16 protein-coding genes are annotated in these 18,243 nt (G+C 34.9%); 1 reads left to right on the top strand and 15 read right to left on the bottom strand.

Going from position 1 to position 18,243, the window contains the following annotated elements:
- Positions 1-67: 67 nt before the first annotated feature.
- Entirely contained in the window at positions 68-253 is a 186-nt protein-coding gene (locus FM107_RS05505; RefSeq protein WP_373407990.1) for an ATP-binding protein, read from the top strand.
- A 108-nt stretch (positions 254-361) separates the two neighbouring features.
- Here FM107_RS05505 and FM107_RS05500 read toward each other — a convergent pair whose 3' ends face one another.
- The 15 genes from FM107_RS05500 to FM107_RS05430 all read right to left on the bottom strand — a co-directional run bounded on the left by FM107_RS05500 (position 362) and on the right by FM107_RS05430 (position 18,242).
- Positions 362-2,764, bottom strand: coding sequence for a polysaccharide biosynthesis tyrosine autokinase (locus tag FM107_RS05500; protein ID WP_086947518.1), 2,403 nt, complete (start codon positions 2,762-2,764; stop codon positions 362-364).
- A 54-nt stretch (positions 2,765-2,818) separates the two neighbouring features.
- Entirely contained in the window at positions 2,819-3,592 is a 774-nt protein-coding gene (locus tag FM107_RS05495; protein WP_086947517.1) for a polysaccharide biosynthesis/export family protein, read from the bottom strand.
- A 232-nt stretch (positions 3,593-3,824) separates the two neighbouring features.
- Positions 3,825-4,799 (bottom strand): UDP-GlcNAc--UDP-phosphate GlcNAc-1-phosphate transferase, encoded by a 975-nt coding sequence (locus FM107_RS05490; RefSeq protein WP_086947516.1) that lies wholly within the window; start codon positions 4,797-4,799, stop codon positions 3,825-3,827.
- A 79-nt stretch (positions 4,800-4,878) separates the two neighbouring features.
- Entirely contained in the window at positions 4,879-5,787 is a 909-nt protein-coding gene (locus FM107_RS05485; protein ID WP_086947515.1) for an NAD-dependent epimerase/dehydratase family protein, read from the bottom strand.
- Position 5,788: 1 nt separating this feature from the next.
- Complete coding sequence (locus FM107_RS05480) at positions 5,789-6,964, bottom strand: glycosyltransferase family 4 protein (protein ID WP_086947514.1); 1,176 nt, start codon at positions 6,962-6,964, stop codon at positions 5,789-5,791.
- 2 nt (positions 6,965-6,966) lie between these two features.
- A complete protein-coding gene (locus tag FM107_RS05475) occupies positions 6,967-8,298 on the bottom strand; it encodes an alginate lyase family protein (protein ID WP_179204410.1) in 1,332 nt (443 codons plus the stop codon).
- 244 nt (positions 8,299-8,542) lie between these two features.
- Entirely contained in the window at positions 8,543-9,646 is a 1,104-nt protein-coding gene (gene wecB, locus FM107_RS05470; RefSeq protein WP_086947512.1) for a non-hydrolyzing UDP-N-acetylglucosamine 2-epimerase, read from the bottom strand.
- A complete protein-coding gene (locus FM107_RS05465) occupies positions 9,643-10,977 on the bottom strand; it encodes a hypothetical protein (RefSeq protein WP_086947511.1) in 1,335 nt (444 codons plus the stop codon). The genes wecB and FM107_RS05465 overlap by 4 nt, the downstream gene beginning before the upstream one ends.
- A gap of 13 nt (positions 10,978-10,990) precedes the next feature.
- Entirely contained in the window at positions 10,991-12,124 is a 1,134-nt protein-coding gene (locus FM107_RS05460) for a glycosyltransferase (protein ID WP_086947510.1), read from the bottom strand.
- A 15-nt stretch (positions 12,125-12,139) separates the two neighbouring features.
- Entirely contained in the window at positions 12,140-13,036 is an 897-nt protein-coding gene (locus FM107_RS05455; RefSeq protein WP_086947509.1) for a hypothetical protein, read from the bottom strand.
- On the bottom strand, positions 13,026-14,213 hold the full coding sequence (locus tag FM107_RS05450; protein ID WP_086947508.1) for a glycosyltransferase family 4 protein: 1,188 nt from the start codon (positions 14,211-14,213) through the stop codon (positions 13,026-13,028). The genes FM107_RS05455 and FM107_RS05450 overlap by 11 nt, the downstream gene beginning before the upstream one ends.
- Positions 14,200-15,429 (bottom strand): O-antigen ligase, encoded by a 1,230-nt coding sequence (locus tag FM107_RS05445; protein WP_086947507.1) that lies wholly within the window; start codon positions 15,427-15,429, stop codon positions 14,200-14,202. Before FM107_RS05445 ends, FM107_RS05450 begins: the two co-directional genes overlap by 14 nt.
- Before the next feature lie 11 nt (positions 15,430-15,440).
- A complete protein-coding gene (locus FM107_RS05440) occupies positions 15,441-16,280 on the bottom strand; it encodes a glycosyltransferase family A protein (protein ID WP_086947506.1) in 840 nt (279 codons plus the stop codon).
- A gap of 10 nt (positions 16,281-16,290) precedes the next feature.
- Positions 16,291-16,929 carry a transferase gene (locus tag FM107_RS05435; protein WP_143559439.1) on the bottom strand — a complete coding sequence of 213 codons (639 nt, stop codon included), beginning with the start codon at positions 16,927-16,929 and terminating at the stop codon, positions 16,291-16,293.
- Complete coding sequence (locus FM107_RS05430) at positions 16,926-18,242, bottom strand: phenylacetate--CoA ligase family protein (RefSeq protein WP_086947504.1); 1,317 nt, start codon at positions 18,240-18,242, stop codon at positions 16,926-16,928. Before FM107_RS05430 ends, FM107_RS05435 begins: the two co-directional genes overlap by 4 nt.
- Between the last annotated feature and the right edge of the window lies 1 nt (position 18,243).

Raw genomic sequence — 18,243 nt, 5'->3', positions numbered from 1 at the left:
GCAAAGCTAGTCGTACAAACTAAATCATGCAATATGTACTTCGTAGGCCGGATACAGGGAAACCTTGATGGATATAATAGATGACAGACATGGAAAGAGATCGACGATCATATCTTCCCAGATACCCGTGGCAGCATGGTACGAGATTATTGGTGGAGAGGGCACCGTAGCAGACGCAATACTCGATAGAATTGTGAACTCTTCTCATAGGATAAATCTAACTGGAGATTCTTTACGTAAAGGAAAAATATGATGGATATAAAATAACTTTTTCATATAATTGTATGATCTCAAAAGTGGCACGGTTTGACCCAAATCGATGGCACAATCCCTCCGATATATCCAATTATTAATTCTCTTCTTAAGAACTACCTTTTCTGCTTAATAAAGTGTAAAAGAATTTGGATATCCTTTTACGTAGTGAAACTTCGCGACCACCTCCATATCCGTATCCGTAACCATATCCATATCCGTAACCGCGTTTAAAATCAACATCGTTTATAACGATCGCCATATTTTTAAGTTTACCCTCTTCATACAATTCTTTCGGAACATTAAGCAGACGTTTGTCAAGATAGTTTGCTCTCGCAACATATATCGTCAAATCTGCATGTTCAGCAATCAATAATGTATCAGTAACTAAACTAACTGGAGCAGTGTCAACAATCACGTAATCATACTGCATCCGGCCATAAGCAATTATATCTGCATAATAACCATTCATGAGTAACTCCGCCGGGTTTGGAGCAATGTATCCCGAATAAATAATATCAAAATTATATGGATTAGGCTTCTTAATAACAATATTAGACACAGACATGTCAGGGTTAATCAAATATTGCGTTATCCCAATATTCGTATGTTGCAAATGAGATAAACCTAAATAATCTAGTACTTTAGGCGATCTTATGTCTGCCCCAAGTAATAAGACCTTTTTCCCAGACATAGCCAAAATTTTAGCTAAATTAGTTGCAATAAAAGACTTACCCTCACCAGAAGTCGTTGATGTCACATAAATCACAGACGACTCCTCCTTCTTATTCCCAAGCATAAACGAAATATTGGTACGCAATATACGAATAGCCTCAGCCAATGACGAACGGTCATTATCCTCAATAATGGGATGGTCTGATGTTGGGATTTCCCCAAGTATAGGAGAACTAAATCTTTCTTCGATATCGCGACGTGAATGAATTTTATTATCGAGGAGAAACTTGATATACAGTATAGCAAATGGAATTAGAAATCCCAGTATTAACGCTGCCATAACAATAATGGCTTTCCTCGGTGCAATTGGAATATCCGAACCATATGCCAAATCAATTATTTTAATGTTTGCGGGAGTAGCTGATGCCTTAATTTCAGTCTCCTCTCGCTTTTGAAGCAGAAAAAGATATAACGTTTCGACTATTTGCTGTTGTCTGGCGATTTCCTTAAAACCTCTTTCTTGATTTGGCAATTGACTCAATTTACCTTCGTATTTTTCCATCTGAGTTTGCAATGAATTTACGTTTCCTTGTAAAACTCTTCGATAATTATCCAAAGATATCTGCAAATTTTGGTTCACATGTTTTATACTATTATCTAAATTAGCAACGACTGGATTGTCTGGTGTTGCTGATTTTAATAAATCGCTCTTCTCAAGGATTAAATCGTTGTAAGATCTGATATTGTCTTGTATAGCGGGATCATTTAACCCAATATTCGAAGGTAAAAGATTCAATGTGTTTGTGTCGACAGCTGTCTCCCGTACCAGATCGGCTAGCTTCAGTTGCGTCTGATATTCGACAAGCTTTTGCTCATTCACAGAAGCTGTCTCCATATATAAACGCGCCTCCGATCCCATATCGACCATGCTGTTCCGATCTTTATAATCCGCAACTTTCGAATCTGCTGTCTCTAAATCTTTAGAAATTAGATCAAGTCGTGAATTAATAAATGTAGATGTTGCCGTTGTTACTTGAGCTTTGTCATTAGTTACATCTATATTATATTGTTCAATAAGTTCATCTAAAATTAATTCTGCTTTACCTTTATGTGCATGATTCAAAGAAAAATTTACAACAAACGATTGTTTATCCTTACTCGAAGTAATTTGAATAGATTGAAGTAAATTATCGATAATTTGCTCAACAGGTTTGTAGCTTATTGAAAGTTCATTATCCCAATTGAAATCTCGTTGAGGAACTAAAGTTATAACACCAATAGGGGTAGTTAATTTCTCTCCAATCTTATAATCTCGAGATCCATTTTTAACGTCAACAAAACGGACGTGATCATCTTTTTTAGATATTGAAAAAGTATAATTTACAGAGTCCAACCGAGGATGACTTGGCTCTAATAAAATTAACTTCAATGGTGATTCATTTTCAAGCAACTCGGACGATCGAACACTACCAATACTTTTATATTCGATATTTAATCTGTTTACCTCCACAACTTTCCTCAAAATACGTCTCGATTTCATAACATCCATCTGATCAGAGACAAATGCAACTCCACCGCCTGTCATACCTGTTAAGGTAGTGAGTTCAGAGAGTGCAGCCAACTCACCCGATGCCTGTTTCTCATCTTGCAATAAGATTCTCGCAGTAACTGCATAAATCTGCTGCGCGTATCTAAGATATATTAATGCTCCGACAAAGCAAATCAGTATAGAAAGCAAGAACCACTTCCAATAAAACGAATATTGTTCAAAAAGTTGTTGCAAATTTATTTCTTTGTCTAAGGAATCCTTTTCTTTAGGATCGGGGGTATTCTTCATACAATTTATTGCTAAGATTTCACTTATGAATGACCAGTAAAATTAAAGTCATAGCTACCGCGTTGCTACGGAAATGACTGTTATTATTAAACCTACAATCGATACAAAAACCGAAGTATTTTGGGTGTAATTGGAGGTTTGCATTCTCGCACCATTTGGTTCAACGTAGATTACATCGTTTTGAGCTAAATAATATACAGGAGAATTCAATGATTCTCGTTTATTCAAATCCAATCTAAACTCCTGTTTCTTTCCATTTTGTTCCCTAATAACCAAAATACCATGTCTTTTACCATAGATAGTCAAATCTCCTGCTAAACCTAATGCCTCTAATATTGTAATACGGTCATTATCAATAGTAAAGGTACCCGGACGAGTGACCTCACCTAACACAGTGACTTTAAAATTTCGAATTTGCATTGAGATACCCGGATTCACAATATACCGCGCCACTTCGCTACGAAGTAAGTCTACAGCCTGAGTTCTAGTAAGCCCTGCGAGTTTTATCTTCCCTAATTTAGGAAAATCAATTTCTCCGTTATCATCAACAGAATATGTTGGAATAAATGGGTTTGTATTTTGAATCGTACTACCTTGATAAGGAGAGACTTGGTTAAACGGCTGAGTAGCTCGAACATCATCCGCTGTGACCGAAATTGCTAATATATCGCCAGGCTGCAATTTCGGAGCATTTAATTCATATGCAGTATTCAACTCCACTGAGTCAGGCAAAAAATAAACGATATTTTTGCGGCTAGCACAGGACGAGCAACAAATAACCGCAACTACAAGCGAACAAAGCCCAAAATTAATCCATTGTTTTAACATAAGTTTCCATTTATCAATTTAAACGAATTTTTATAAGCAAAAAGCTTTCCAACCCTAAAATAAGGTGCACAAAAATAGTGTTTTTTTATTAATAATTGTTGTACCATAAATTTAATTTTGTACCAGCAACTACATATAAATTAATAATAAAACTATCACATTATTCTCATTTCTCAATCGCCCCTCTTTCTAACTAACGCTAGTGTTGCAATAGAATTCAGGCGTCAAAAGTCTATAGATTTTTTGATGTCTGTAAGACATATTTTCTTAACACAAAACTTTTCACCACCAAGTAAATAGCACTTAAAATTATCAACAAAATCACAGACAAAACAATCTGTAAATGAATACTAAAACCAGCGATAAATATAACTAACAGACCAATTAAAAATTGAAGGGCTCCGTACAAAAATGAAATAATCAATCTATTCACCCCGGCTTCATTTGCAAGGTATTGGTACAAATGTGATCGATGTGGATCAAAAATATTTTCTTGCAAATATAATCGTCTCACTATAGTCCACACTGCATCTATTCCATATACTGAGAGAAACAAGACATAAATTAGCGTTCCTGATTTGACGATTAACGTCCCTAATGCAAATAACAAAATGAACGCAATCGAAACCGAACCAACATCACCAGCAAATGCCTTTGCTTTATTTCGAAAATTAAAGAACGCAAATACAAACAGGGATAACATACTAAAGTATAAATAATCTTGATCAATAAAATGGAATCTATTATTTATAAAAACTAATAATGCTCCAACTGCTAAGCTATAGCACACAGTTATTCCATTAATACCATCCATAAAATTATAGGCATTGATAATTCCTAACACGATCACAAAAATGATTATTAGATAATACCATGGTAAGGTAATAACGTCCAATTGAAATAACAATAACAAAACTGACAATAACTGAACAGATAGTCTTATTTTACTGGACAAATTAAAAATATCATCAAAAAAAGAAATCAAAGTTGCCAAAGTGAGACCGAGAAAAAACCAAGGATATGAAAAGTTCGAAAGAATAAAAAACAACAACGATCCGAAATAAAAGATCACCCCGCCGCCCCGTAATGTTATGGAATCATGCGAAGATCGCGAATTGGGTTTATCAGTAATATTAAACCGCTTCGCAATATAAAAATAAGAGACTTCTAAAAAAAACAAGGAAATTAATATATATATGTAGCTCATCTTTATTTTTTATCAAAAACAACATTTCTGATTATTTTTCATTAATGTTATATAAAAAATTTATAATTAACACTTACATCTATCCATTTACATGAAAAGATGCGATCGTTTCTTTTAGTCCATCTTCAGCGCTGATCGGCAAACGGTTAATTGCCAAAGCACACTTAATCTTCTCGTTAGACACTACATAAGTTTCAGTGAGCTTCTTCAATCTTTCAGAATTTATTGGAAACGGCAATACATCTCCAATTCTAGCCATGCATTGAACAATGCCTTTTGGCAACCAAAGCATTTTTGTATTTTTTGTTGCTACAGTGTCGATTAGAGAAATCAGTTGATTTGTAGAAATTGACTCATCATCTGCAAAATTAAACACTCCCGATTTCAATTGTCGATTTAATATCATCATTTTAACTAAATAATTCAAATTTGAAATTGACAAAAATGATCTCTGATTATCAAAAGATGCTAAGGGCCAGGGAAGTCCCCTTTTTATTAGATTAAAAAGGAGATTAAGATTCCCCTTATTATGTGGCCCATGAATCATACAGGGACGGATAATAAATAGCCGTTTCCCTTCTGGGAGATTTTGCTTTAATAAATATCTTTCCGCTTCATGTTTAGACTGTCCATACGCAGTTGTTGGATTAGGTTCGTAATCTTCTGTCAAGATCCCATCCACAGAATCCGCAACTGCTTTCACAGAACTAAAATATAAAAAGTCCTTAATATCTGAATTAAGAAACTGGTTAAAGAGTTTAATTGTAAGATCACGATTAACTTTAAAATATTCGGTGCTTTCACTAACATTCGATGTATCGTGAGCCTTCCCCGCTAAATGTATCAAGGCATCGCTATTGAATGGGAGGAGGGTTACCCATTCAGGATTTCGCAACGAAATTTTAATGGTTTGTATGTCGCTCTTTTGCAAATATTTGATCAAATTTTTTCCAACAAACCCTGAAGCACCGGTGATTGCAACTTTCATTTCAAATATAATTTAATATCGTTTTCGCCATCTCTCTATTTACAATATCTCGTTTGAATCTTTCTACAAATGAACTTCGGATTAGGCGCTTATATTCATACTGGCTCAATTTCTCGACTAACTCATCAACATTACAAGGATGAAACAAAATCGAATTCTCAAGATTATTACCTACGAAATCAGCAGCAAAACCACCCACTCCAGCAATAATCGGTTGTGGAAAACACCCCAATTCAAACAACTTAGACGGCAATACTTTTTTAAATGCATTATAGTCATTCAAATGTACGAACAGATAGTCAGCTTGTGAATATATCCTCAACAGTTCGTCTCGCTTAACCGGTTGGCGAACTTCAACATTCTTTACCTCCAACCTGGTCAGTTCTTTTAAAAGTTTACCTTTAGCTCCACCGTCACCAATAATAATAAAATTTACACTGCCCTCCATAGCCTTTGCAACTTGAGGTACAATCTTATGTAACCCTTGCCCCTCTCCAAGATTCCCCGCATAAACAATTGTTCTACAGGTAACGTTCTCACTTTGAATTTCCACACCTCGACTCGCCTCAATAAAAATATCATCGATCCCGTTTGGAAAAAAACTATAGTTTTTCTCTTTGTATTGAGAAAAATATCGTTTAAATCCACCTGAAATTAAATTTATATGAGAAGCATAATCAAAAGTTTCCTTTTCTATTCGCTTTACGACAGGAAGAGAAATGGACTTTACAACACGATTCTCTAAAACATCTTCTAATGTGTCATAAAAGATATCTCTTATATCTAAGTATAATGGAATACCTAATGATTTAGCGATTTTTTTTCCCAAATAAGCTGTAAATAAACGAGAGGAAGATGCAAAAACAATATCATATTTTCTATTCTTTACTAATCGTCTCGTTTCACTATAGAATTTCCTGAATGATATTATCTGATCTTTCATACCACTTTGATGAGATGGGATTTTAATTCTTTGAATAGTTAAATTATCTCTCGTCTCCTTTTCCAGTGCGTCTACCGAAAAGGTGTTATACCGATTTGGTAAAGTAGTTATTACATCAATTTCTACGTCCCCCTTCCCTTGTAATGCGAGCTCCTTAGCCAATGGACTATTACGAAACGAACCTGCACAAAGATCCGGCTCAAAATAGAATGTTAAAAATAATATTCTCTTCATAATTAATTAGGAAAAATAAAATGTGAGTTAAGCTCCTGCGAAAAATGAATCACAAATCTTTGCGCAGATTGGTAATTATTGAACCGATCCGTATATTGATAGCTTTCGAGCTCAATTTTTGATGCCCCACGAAAGACTGCTTCAACCTCGTTATTTATTAAAAAACGTGATTCATCCACTTGATTAGCAAATAGACCAGGAAAAAGATGAAAATAGCACATACTATTAAACGGCTTGCTTAAAAAATCGAATAGTTCGATTTTATCATTTTTAAATAAAAAATGTCGGTTATGTATTATTCCAAACTCCTTTCGATAACCGTCATGCTCCGCTTTAAATTCATTTTCCTCATCAACAAGTATTCGAACTTTTGCGCGATTCCCTACTCGAAAGCCGCCCCACACTTGGGACTGGCTCGTATTGTTTACAACAACTGTATTATGCGCCTCCGTGGATCGTTCTAAGTCTCTCCGCTTTCCTCTCTGATAAGTTGATGTTCCCTGTTCGACAAAAAGGGGCTTTTCCTTATAGAACAATATAAATGCCAATGCATCAGAATGGCCGTGTCCAGGTTGATAAGAGGAACTTATTTGAGCGAGATCCAGTTTACACTCGTAAAGTGCCTTTGATACTGACCTATACCCTGAATCTTTTAAAGGGACGTCCATCTTCTTAATTCCCAAATCATTCAAAGCATAATCGAACAACCAATTAGTAGGAAATGCTATTCCTTCTGCACTATCATTGAAATTCGGAATTTTACCGTTGCGAAAAGATATCTTATTTAGCCAACTAATCATAAGACCTGCCACTCTCTGAACTTCATACAAAACATTATCGTCAAATGTACTTGCGTGACTATACCAATCTATAAACTCCAAAACTCGAAAAAGAATAATCTTATGATACATGGGGCTTAATTCAAAATGTGCTCCATCTTCGTGAATTTGTTCTTTAAGTTCGGTCATAACTAGGCTAGTTCCCTTCTCAATCCATTGCTCTTTCCCAAAAAAGCTCCCACCCATTACCAAGGCAAAAGCATTCTCTAATAAGTGATTACCTAAAATATGAAATTCAATATTTCTAAATAAAAAATGCATTTCGGAATACAACGAGGCAATAACATCATTATTAATGCACTTTTCATTGCTCAGAAATTTAATAACATTTATAATCCTCAATGACGCGGGATATGGTTCTAATTCCAGTAAACCTCCTCTCAAACTATCGTATAAAGATTGAATTAATCCAAGCCTCACATTCACACTTATATCTCTCTGAGCTAACCAATTAGCGTATTGAAGATTATAATTCCATAATTTACCATACCGCATTTCGTCCCATTCAATAACATTTCCGAACTGAATGTCTAAATTTAGAAATCGAAATTTACCATCGCCGTAATATGTCTTCTCGACAGTTTCTACCTTTTTGAACCTAAGAAGGTTAACGTGTTCGCTGTTAAAATCTTGGCTATAATCCACAAGCGTCCTTCTCCTTTTCAATCGAAAAATAATTTGATAAAAAAGTTGGGTTGGCTTCAAATACCAAATAGTCGACGATAGTCTAATAATCTTGTTAATCATTTACACTTTTAATTGTAAGGATGTGTGTAACGATCCGCTTTGAAGTATTACCATCCCAAAGCGGAATCTGTGTCCCTTTCTTCCACATCCCAGAGAAAACTTTCTCTAGAGCGGGAGGTATCGCCCGAGGATTCGTCCCTATTAACTCGTTTGTTCCTAAAGAAACGGTTTCTGGTCGTTCAGTATTGTCCCTTAAAGTCAAACAAGGAATCCCCAAAACAGTTGTTTCCTCAGTAATTCCTCCAGAGTCTGTTATTACCGCTTTTGCATTACTTACTAGATAATTAAATTCCAAATAACTTAAAGGATCTATTAAAATCAAATTAGGCGCTCTAACACCAATCGCCTGGATAATTTTCGCTGTTCTAGGATGAACAGGAAATATTAATGGGATATCGTGTGAAGATTCAACAATTGTCTCAATTAATTTTCTCAAATTAGATTCCTCATCTACATTAGCAGGTCGATGGAGAGTCATCACAATATATTCGGATTGCACAAGTCCCCTCTCATCCCAAACTACTGGTTTGATAAACCGTGAACGCTGTTTTAAAAGTGTATCGATCATGGTGTTTCCCACAAAAATAATTCGGTCCTCACTGATACCACTTTTCAACAAATTCTGATTAGCAATTTCAGAAGTAGTATAAAAATAATTCGTAATGCTATCCGTTACCAACCTATTGATCTCTTCAGGCATAGACCAATCACCTGATCGAATTCCGGCCTCAACGTGTGCCACTTTTGTTTTTAATTTCTGAGCGGTAATGGCGCATGCCATCGTAGATGTAACATCTCCAACTACAAGAACTAGATCCGTCGGGTTAGTTAATAACTCTTTTTCAAAACCCACCATTATCGCAGCGGTTTGCTCCGCTTGACTTCCGCCTCCAGCGTGTAGGTTAATATCTGGTTCAGGAATTTCTAATTGAGCAAAAAAATTACCCGACATTTGCTTATCATAATGCTGGCCTGTATGAACTAGTCGGTAATCAATCGGATTACCGTCAATTTTTGACGCCTCTATTGCATGAATTATTGGCGCTATTTTCATAAAATTAGGTCTGGCACCTGCTACGATAGTTATCTTAATCATTTAATTAATAAATTTATTTTACCTGAAATACTTAATATTGGCTTCTCAACTTTTAAGAAATTAAATTGAATTTTGACATTCGACGAATCAAATAACTCCTCTGGCCTAGCAATTTTCTCTTTTGAAACGTAAAAAATATCAGCAAAGCCCTTCGCAGTTTGCTTAACTTGAACATGAGAGGATACCTCAAATAATTTATGATGTCTTCCAAAAATTAACCCTGTTAGCGGAATCTTCGCTCCTTCACAATCGAGTATATATTCACCTTTTCTACCATCGCTAATTTCAAATTTCTGCAATATTTTACCCGAAAAGCTTAATGTCTTAATCAGATCTTGTGTGTTATACCGAATAAGAGGCGACGCAAAATTAAAATAAGATGTGCCAACTAATTCTCCAGAATACCCAAACTGATTGCCCACTTCGGCATAACCGTAGGTTTGGTGGGCTAAATATTTATATCGCTCAGACTCCTCGGCAAAAACACAAGTTTCAGTATGACCATAGAATGATTGTGTTTTTATTTCAAACGTATCCTCTATGTTCTCTCTATAGTGAGGTGCTGGAAATTCACTATTTAAAAAAGCACCTTTTAAAGTAGATTTAAGCCGGCTCCATAACTGAGGATGGCTCAATTTACAAATAGAGGCAAATTCAGAAATTGCGCTTGGATATCCATGTAAAAAATCAATATTATATTTCGTTGATATTTCATACAATCGGGAACAAACTTCAGCTTGATCAGCATATATATCAACTCTCAACGTATTACGCAAAAAATCATATTGAACATAATTATCGACCGTACTCCTACCATCAAACCCTAGCTTAATAGAATTTGGTCGATATCCTAATTTCCCCCATATATAATGTATATGTGCCCATTCGTTTCCATAACGCACCGGATCCATATAAAAAGCGAGAGGACGCCCCGATGAACCGCCTGTATTAACTTTCATTCTATTACGAATTGGAAAACTACGTTCTTCTAAGGGCACGTCGATCAAATCCTGTTTTGAAATAACCGGTATTTTCGAAATGTCTGAGAAACAACTGATATCTCCAAGTTCAATACCGAAATTCTTATATAGACTAGAATAAAAAGGTACGTTTAAATATGCGTGTTTAAATACTTTGAAAAATTTATCGAAAATGAACTTCTCTTTATCTTTTTGTTCAAATTCAGAAAAAAGTCTAATGAAATCCGATTGTTCTTTGTATATAACACCAATCCCCGGCCGATACGAAAACGGTATACGCCCAATGAGCTTTCCGACTGGAATAGGGATGGAAATATTTACGCTTTTAAGATAGTTTAAAATCCGATTCATCTGATCTATTATATTAAAATTTAGCTACTACTTTCTTTATACTTAAATTTATTAGATTTCGTTGATTTTCCGCAGTATATCTACTCTCAATTTCTTTGATGCAGTTATTGGCGTAAAAATCACGTTCTTCTTGCGAAAGAAGAGTGAAACTCGCTATCTTTTTGGCTAAATCCTTGATATCCCCCTGTATAAATATTTTCCCGGTAACGCCGTCCCTGATAGCCGCTACTTCTGGCCCATGCTTAACATTATTATCATCTGTAATCACAGGGCAGCCATAGGTCAAAGCATGGATTGCAGAAAGACCGACCGCACTCGGAATAACACTCGCCTTCGCATTTAAAAAGCAATTTGCAATTATTCGTTCGTCATAACAACTCCCCATAAAAGCCACCCGCGCATCAATCCCTAACTCCTCCGACAACCGAATAAGTTCATGTTTAAACTCACCTTCTCCAATAAAAACTACTTTCACGAAGACACCTTGATTATCTAGGTAAGCTATCGCTTTAAGAATTTGATCCAGATTTTTCGTTCTTGTCAATCGTCCTGAAAAAAGAATATAAGGAACTTCATCGGAAATTATTGAGGTTGATTCCTCCTTTACTTTTTCTAATATACTCTTTTGATATTTATAATCTAAAGAATTATAAATCACGGTTATATCTCCTTTAAACCCCTTCTCAGCAAAAATATCCTTTGCCCGCTGATCAAAAACTAACCCTCCAGTAAATAACTTAAAATAGATAGTTTTAAAAATATCATTAAATGAGTTTTGGTTCTTTCTAAATCCATGACTCCAAAATAAAGTAGGAACTCGTCGAAATCTCAAAATGATAGCAACCCACCATGTCGAAAGATATTTCCAATCTCCAAAGATAACAACGCAATTGTAATTTGCGATTTTAACCTTTCTCGACAATCCTGGTTGTATGGAGAAATATTTTAAAAACCATGTATTTTCAATTTTAGTAAACCTATCGTTAACAGACATGTCGATTAATTTCATACCGCGAAATTGAGGAGATTCCTTTTGCCCACCAAAAAAATGGTATTCTATCTCAACATCATCTTTTAGGCTGTCAATAACCGGTTTTCTATAATGAGCATAATAAGGAAATATTATTGCAACTTTCAATTTATCCATCGATCGATACAGAGGTTAAAATGTACTTATAAAGTCCGACATATAATCCAATATAATACTATTCTTATCTAGAACCTTCTTTTCATTATTTAATAACCTAGGGTTTGTTGCGTTCTCAGTCACTTGTCCATCCCACCAAACTATTCCCTTTATATTATTACCAGATCTCGAATAACTCTTCATATGGTCCACAAATTTCATCATAGTTTCTTTTGGGATTAGTTGACTCCCAAATTTTTTATTATTTGTGTGAATGCCATACCACACGAACGGCACTACATCCTTTTTTAACCTCTCACCATATTCTAAAGCAACTTCCAAATTATCATTCAAGTACTCCAAATTCTTTTGTTCACCAATTTCACTATTAGTAAACAAAATATACATGGATGGAAAAAGATAATCACAGTTACGTAGCAAACCATCTAGTGCTTTATTCATATTTGGTTTGTTTTGTGCCGAATAATAAAATCTAAATGGCATACCATAGATTCCAATTTTTAAATTTGGCCTAAATTTCCGAACTGTGGAGATCATTTTATTTAATTCAATAATAGCATGCTTATATTCATTCGTATTGGTACCAAAATTTTTTAAATTTTGGTACTGCTTATTCTCTATATTTAAACATAAAACACCTGATGCATCACTTTTCGGATACATTTTCGCAAGATTTTTTCGGATACTATTAATATTAATTTCGCCGTTCTTATATGGATCAATCTGGAAACCTTTTAAAATCTTTATACTTTCAAGAGCACTATTATTTTTGATAAAATTCTTCACCTCATTATTATAATTATCGGACACCGCAAAAACTTTAAAATCACGTTTGCTTTGTCCGAATAAAAATATGCTATGACAAAAAACAAGCAGAAGTAAAACTCCCTTAAACGTTTTATTATACACCATTTTCTATTACTTTATTATAAACTTCATCAATATTTTTACATATATTATGCCAAAAAAACTTTTTGGAAGCTTTCTGAGCCTTCTCACCCATTTTAACTTTTAAAAGCCTATCTTCAAAAAACTTTGTGATTACGGAAGAAAGCGCATCCACGTCGGTATGATCTACAAAAAATCCCTCCATACTGTCTGTTAAATACCCATCTAATCCCGAATTTTTTGAACAAATGATTGGTAGACCAGCAGCAATCGCTTCAACATAAACCCGACCAAATGTTTCAGGATAACTGACGAGTACAAATACATCATATTTTAGTAATAATTTCGAAACATCTGCGTGCTTAACCACCCCCTTAAAGCTTATAGCATTTGTTAAGCCATTTGCTTCGACTAATTTTTGCAAGGCAGATAATTCAGGTCCCTCTCCATAAATATCTAAAATGAATCGTAATTTTCGTTCACTTAATTTTGATAGAGCAAGGATTAACGTATCAATATTTTTCCAATCCAAAAGACGCGAAATCGTCACGAGCTTCAATACTTCGCTCTCGTTAAAGTTAGAACGTGCAGTAACGTAAGAATCATCAATTCCGTGGGGAATCAAATATGATAAGGGATGCAAACTGTCTGCTATTTTTTTCTGACGAAAGGATATACTTATTAATGAGTTCGACTCATTAATGTAAAGACTCTCATGACGGCTTAAAGGCTTTCTACCTAAGTCCCTAGTTGTTATACAAAATGGTATTCGAAGGTTGGATTTAATAAAATAAGCAAGCCCTGCATTAATACCTATATTATGAGCATGACAAATATTTATTTCGTTGTTAATGCAAATTTTTTCAATAGTTTTCCGATAAAACAAAAAGGAAATCCGAGCAAATATTTTTCTAAAAAAGAAATCATTTTTGAAAGTGGGAATCGCCACGACGTGAATTTTAAAACCCTCATAAGAATATATCTTCATTCGTCTTAAAAGATAAAACTCCTTCCATTTCTGCGATAAAAGCGATAAAAAATAAGACGAAAACGGAACGGTTAAAATAAATGTATATTTAACATTTTGATTCAATCGCATATGTTGGCGCGCCGTAGTTAGTAAAATATCGTTCTCTCTTTTTTTTATTTTAAAATGAGCCGGAAGAACTGATGCAATTTGAAGTATATTAACCCTTTCCATAGTCTAACTTTGTTTTCGAAATATGATGATATGCAAAAACCGTAAGAATCGAAAAATTCCAGAATTTATCATGTGTAAACAATGACAAAGAAAACATTCCGAAAATCACCTGTTGAATATAAATAATTGAAATCCAGCCGAGATTAGAATTAGTATTGAACAACCTTAATCCTGCTCTTAAACTTTTAAAGATCCAACCTAAAAACAACCATCCGCCAAGTATCCCCGTAGCCATCAAACTTTCGATAATTATGTTGTGCGGATATATTCCCCTCCCGATACCCCAAGTCTGAATCAAAAACGCATTTCCTAAAAGTGGATTAGCAAGGAACTCGTCTACACCTTTTTTAAAGATATCATCTCGCCCGGACGAGTTCCCTCCTTCAACTGCCATTTGAACTCTATCAAAAAATGTGCCTCCGTATCCGGATAGAATCTCTGTTATTTGAAAAGAAAAAACAAAAAATAACGCACAAATAAACACGAGTATAAATATGCCTTTCAAATATCCGACTTTGTCTTTAAACAAAAAGAATGAACAAATAACCAAAGCTAACAAAGGGCTTCTACTTCCAGCCAGGTACATCACGAATAGTCCAAGCAAAAAACATCCTAGTAAGAATACTTTTGAAATAATTGAATTAGACGTTCGTCCAAATAACACTAAAGACAATAAAGCAAATGATACTCCGAAATGTCCATAAACTAATGATGTCAAACCTTGCGTACCCTCATATCGGCCTTCCTGCCTTTGCACTAAATCTGTCGACAACACTAAACTGATAAATACCGATAATACAATTCCAATAAAATAAAGAAGATACCCTCTTTTTAGCACCCATTCAAAATCCACCCTTTTGAGGAAAATGATCGATAAGCTAGTCAAAAAACAATACACTATTCCTTCAATATAGTCAAATGAATTTGAATAAAATGTCATCTCAACTTTATATAAATACACATCCAACAAAACTCTTATCAAATATATTACAAAGAAACAGATAAAAAACAAAATACTAGACAATGGAATTGTTGAACTTCTATTCAATAGTCCCCGCATTATCAAAAATAGAGAAATAAATAACACCCCCCATTTTAATGGGACAGTAAAATAAACATAATCTATTCCTAATACTCCAGGAATCATTACGACGAACAATGGTGCAAAAATAAGCAACAACAAAAAAATACTATCTATTCTTTTTATAAATAACATATCCAAAATATTTAACAAAAAATTACCGATAGAATCTCATTGTATCTGCTTTCTTTAATACACGACTTTAAACAGTTCCGTTTTCTTCTCATAATCTCGATCCACAAATGCAGCTTTTGGTCAAATGTAAAAAATGATTGGGACATCAGAACGCGCCTTGTTTTGATAGATTTGATTTGATTCTTTATAATTGAGTTCGAACTATAAACGCCGCCTTCATGCATTCTATAACTTCCTCCTATCATGTTCAAAATAGCGCCCTTTCCCTGTATTGCAAGAAGACTTTGTAAGACTATGTCTCCATTAAACACCTTAGACAAGGACGGATTATAAGGCAATTTAACATTCCGAAACACAATTGAAAGTGTACGAAAATACTGATGAAACACCTCATTTTTAGAAAAATAGCAATCCCCCCTCTTTAATTTCGGCTCGTCGATAACTTCCCCCACAGCATTAATTCTTCTAACTAAATGACCACAGAAAGAAAACTGAGGATTCGCTTCTAAAAAATCGACCTGCTTCTGTAGCTTAAGAGGATCTGTCCAACAATCATCTCCTTCGCAAAGCGCAATATATTTACCCTTTGCTCGCGGAAATAAAATAGTCCGCCAAAGTCCTACTTTCTTCGAATATTGATTTTCATTCTGATAAACTGGCTTAATTATATTCGGGTACTTCTGTTCATACTCTCTAATTATAACCGCCGTATTATCGTGGGACGCATCATCGTTAATTACAACCTCAAATTCAAAATTAGTTCTTTGAGTAACGAACCCCTCTAAACAATCCCGAATATATGGTTCATGATTAAAAGCTGTACAGACTACAGATAACAAAGGTTTTTCCATTTTCCAAATTTTATCTTTCAATAGATCTAGCGGGTCGTCCAGAAACGGTCACATTAGGATCAATAGATCTAGTGACTAGCGATCCTGCGCCTACAAACGCAAAATCCCCAATGCTCTCGACCTTACCCGAAATTGTGAGCGATCCCTGCCCTATAAAAACGAATTCTCCAATTCTAGTATATGCTCCTATTATGGCGCCACCAGCAATAAAACAACCTCTACCAATATTGTTGTCGTGTGAAATATTCACCCCCGATAGGATTATAGTATCATCTCCAATCGAAGCGTTAGCTTGGATAATTGTAAATGCATTTACAATTACACCTTTTTCTGAAATTGTCGAACGCTTTGAAATAACAGTAGAAGGATGAAAAATCGACGGAGTATGTCCACCCTGGAGACGAATTTTGCTTGCAATAATTGATCTTAATTTATTGTCCCCCATTGTGAGGACAAAATTCCTTCCATTAAGTTGTCCGAGTGCAAACAATTCTTCGAAAGATCCAAGGATCGGAATATTATTTACATATTCTCCCGTACGACTAGAGTCGAAATGATACAAACCTTTTATCTCCCAACTACTTTGTTCAACTAAATCCATAAACACTGGTGTATTATGTCCAACACCAAGCAAATATACAGTTCTCATCGTTTCCAATTATTTATCACAGGCTTTCTCTTACCAGACGCCAATACGGGGATGTCGGATGAAAACTCCACCATTATATTAGCATCTTTACCAAATAGCTCTTCGAGCTCCATAATTATCTCCTTTGAACTTCTAAAATCTTCTTTACAATTAAGTTTTAATAGATATTCACTTTCCCCATTCTGAATGAACTGCCATTGCACGATTTGAGTATAATGCTTTAAAATACGGGCCAGTGCCATTGGATATACTATATCTCCCTTTGTATCAAAGACTAAATCTAGCCGTCTTCCATAAAGCTTCTCGAAAATAGGGAAACCATTACTATGTTCATTTTTTTCCAACATAATAGCGGTATCACCGGTATCATATCTAATCAGCGGAAAGGCATAATTAAATAAATCAGTTATCACAATTCTACCCAATTCACCATATTCTGCAGGCTTATCTTCCTGAAGTTTAAGCACCTCGAAGTAATAGGACGCGTGATTCAAATAAAAAAACTGATCCCCCTCAGCAGATGGATTGCCTTCTTGTCCTAAGATTCCATTTTCTTCGTTTGCGTACTGCGATATAATATTACATCCTAGTTTAGTCTGAACTAAGTCTCTTGTTGACTCCTCTAACGCCTCGCTACCAGCGATCATCAATTTCAAACTAGGCATCTTGATATTGTTATCAACTGAAAATTTTGCCAATAAATCTATGGACGACGCATATCCGCGAACTGCCACTACGTGTTTTTTTACTATTGTTTCACATAGCGCTTTTAATCGCTCTTTGTCGATTTGCGCAATATTGAAAGCTATAATGTTTTCTCTAATTGATTGCAATTTCGACTTATTCTGCCATCTATTCCATGTTCTTAAATGTACTAATCTATCATGTGATTTAAAACCGGATCTATTTCCGAAATATTTTAACTCCGCGATTCTCCGCATCCTTTTCCGTGTATCCTGTGGTACAGCAAATGGTGTACCGGTCGATCCGCTAGTATTTTGAACAAATATTTTACCTTTTTGAAAGGGAATACTTTCAGACGGAATCGATATGTCGACAAAATTATCAATTAAAATTGATTTATTCACAACAGGAAAATCATCGATCCGCTTACCTGAATAGGTTCTATAAAACTTACAATTATTCACCGCGTGATTAAGTAACCTGCTTAGATATTGCTTTTTTTTATCTTTCCCTTGCTCTCCTTTCTCCAAAATGAATTGTATATCGTTATACTGTCGACGAATTATACTTCCTTTAAGAAAGTCGTTTATCCAATAAGTGTTTCTAAGAAAATAAGATAGAAATCCCATA

Source organism: Sphingobacterium sp. JB170, assembly GCF_900163865.1.
In the GTDB taxonomy this organism is placed as follows: Bacteria; Bacteroidota; Bacteroidia; order Sphingobacteriales; family Sphingobacteriaceae; genus Sphingobacterium.
Note: the sequence above shows the minus strand (reverse complement) of the source record. Positions and strands in the feature narration are given on the sequence as shown.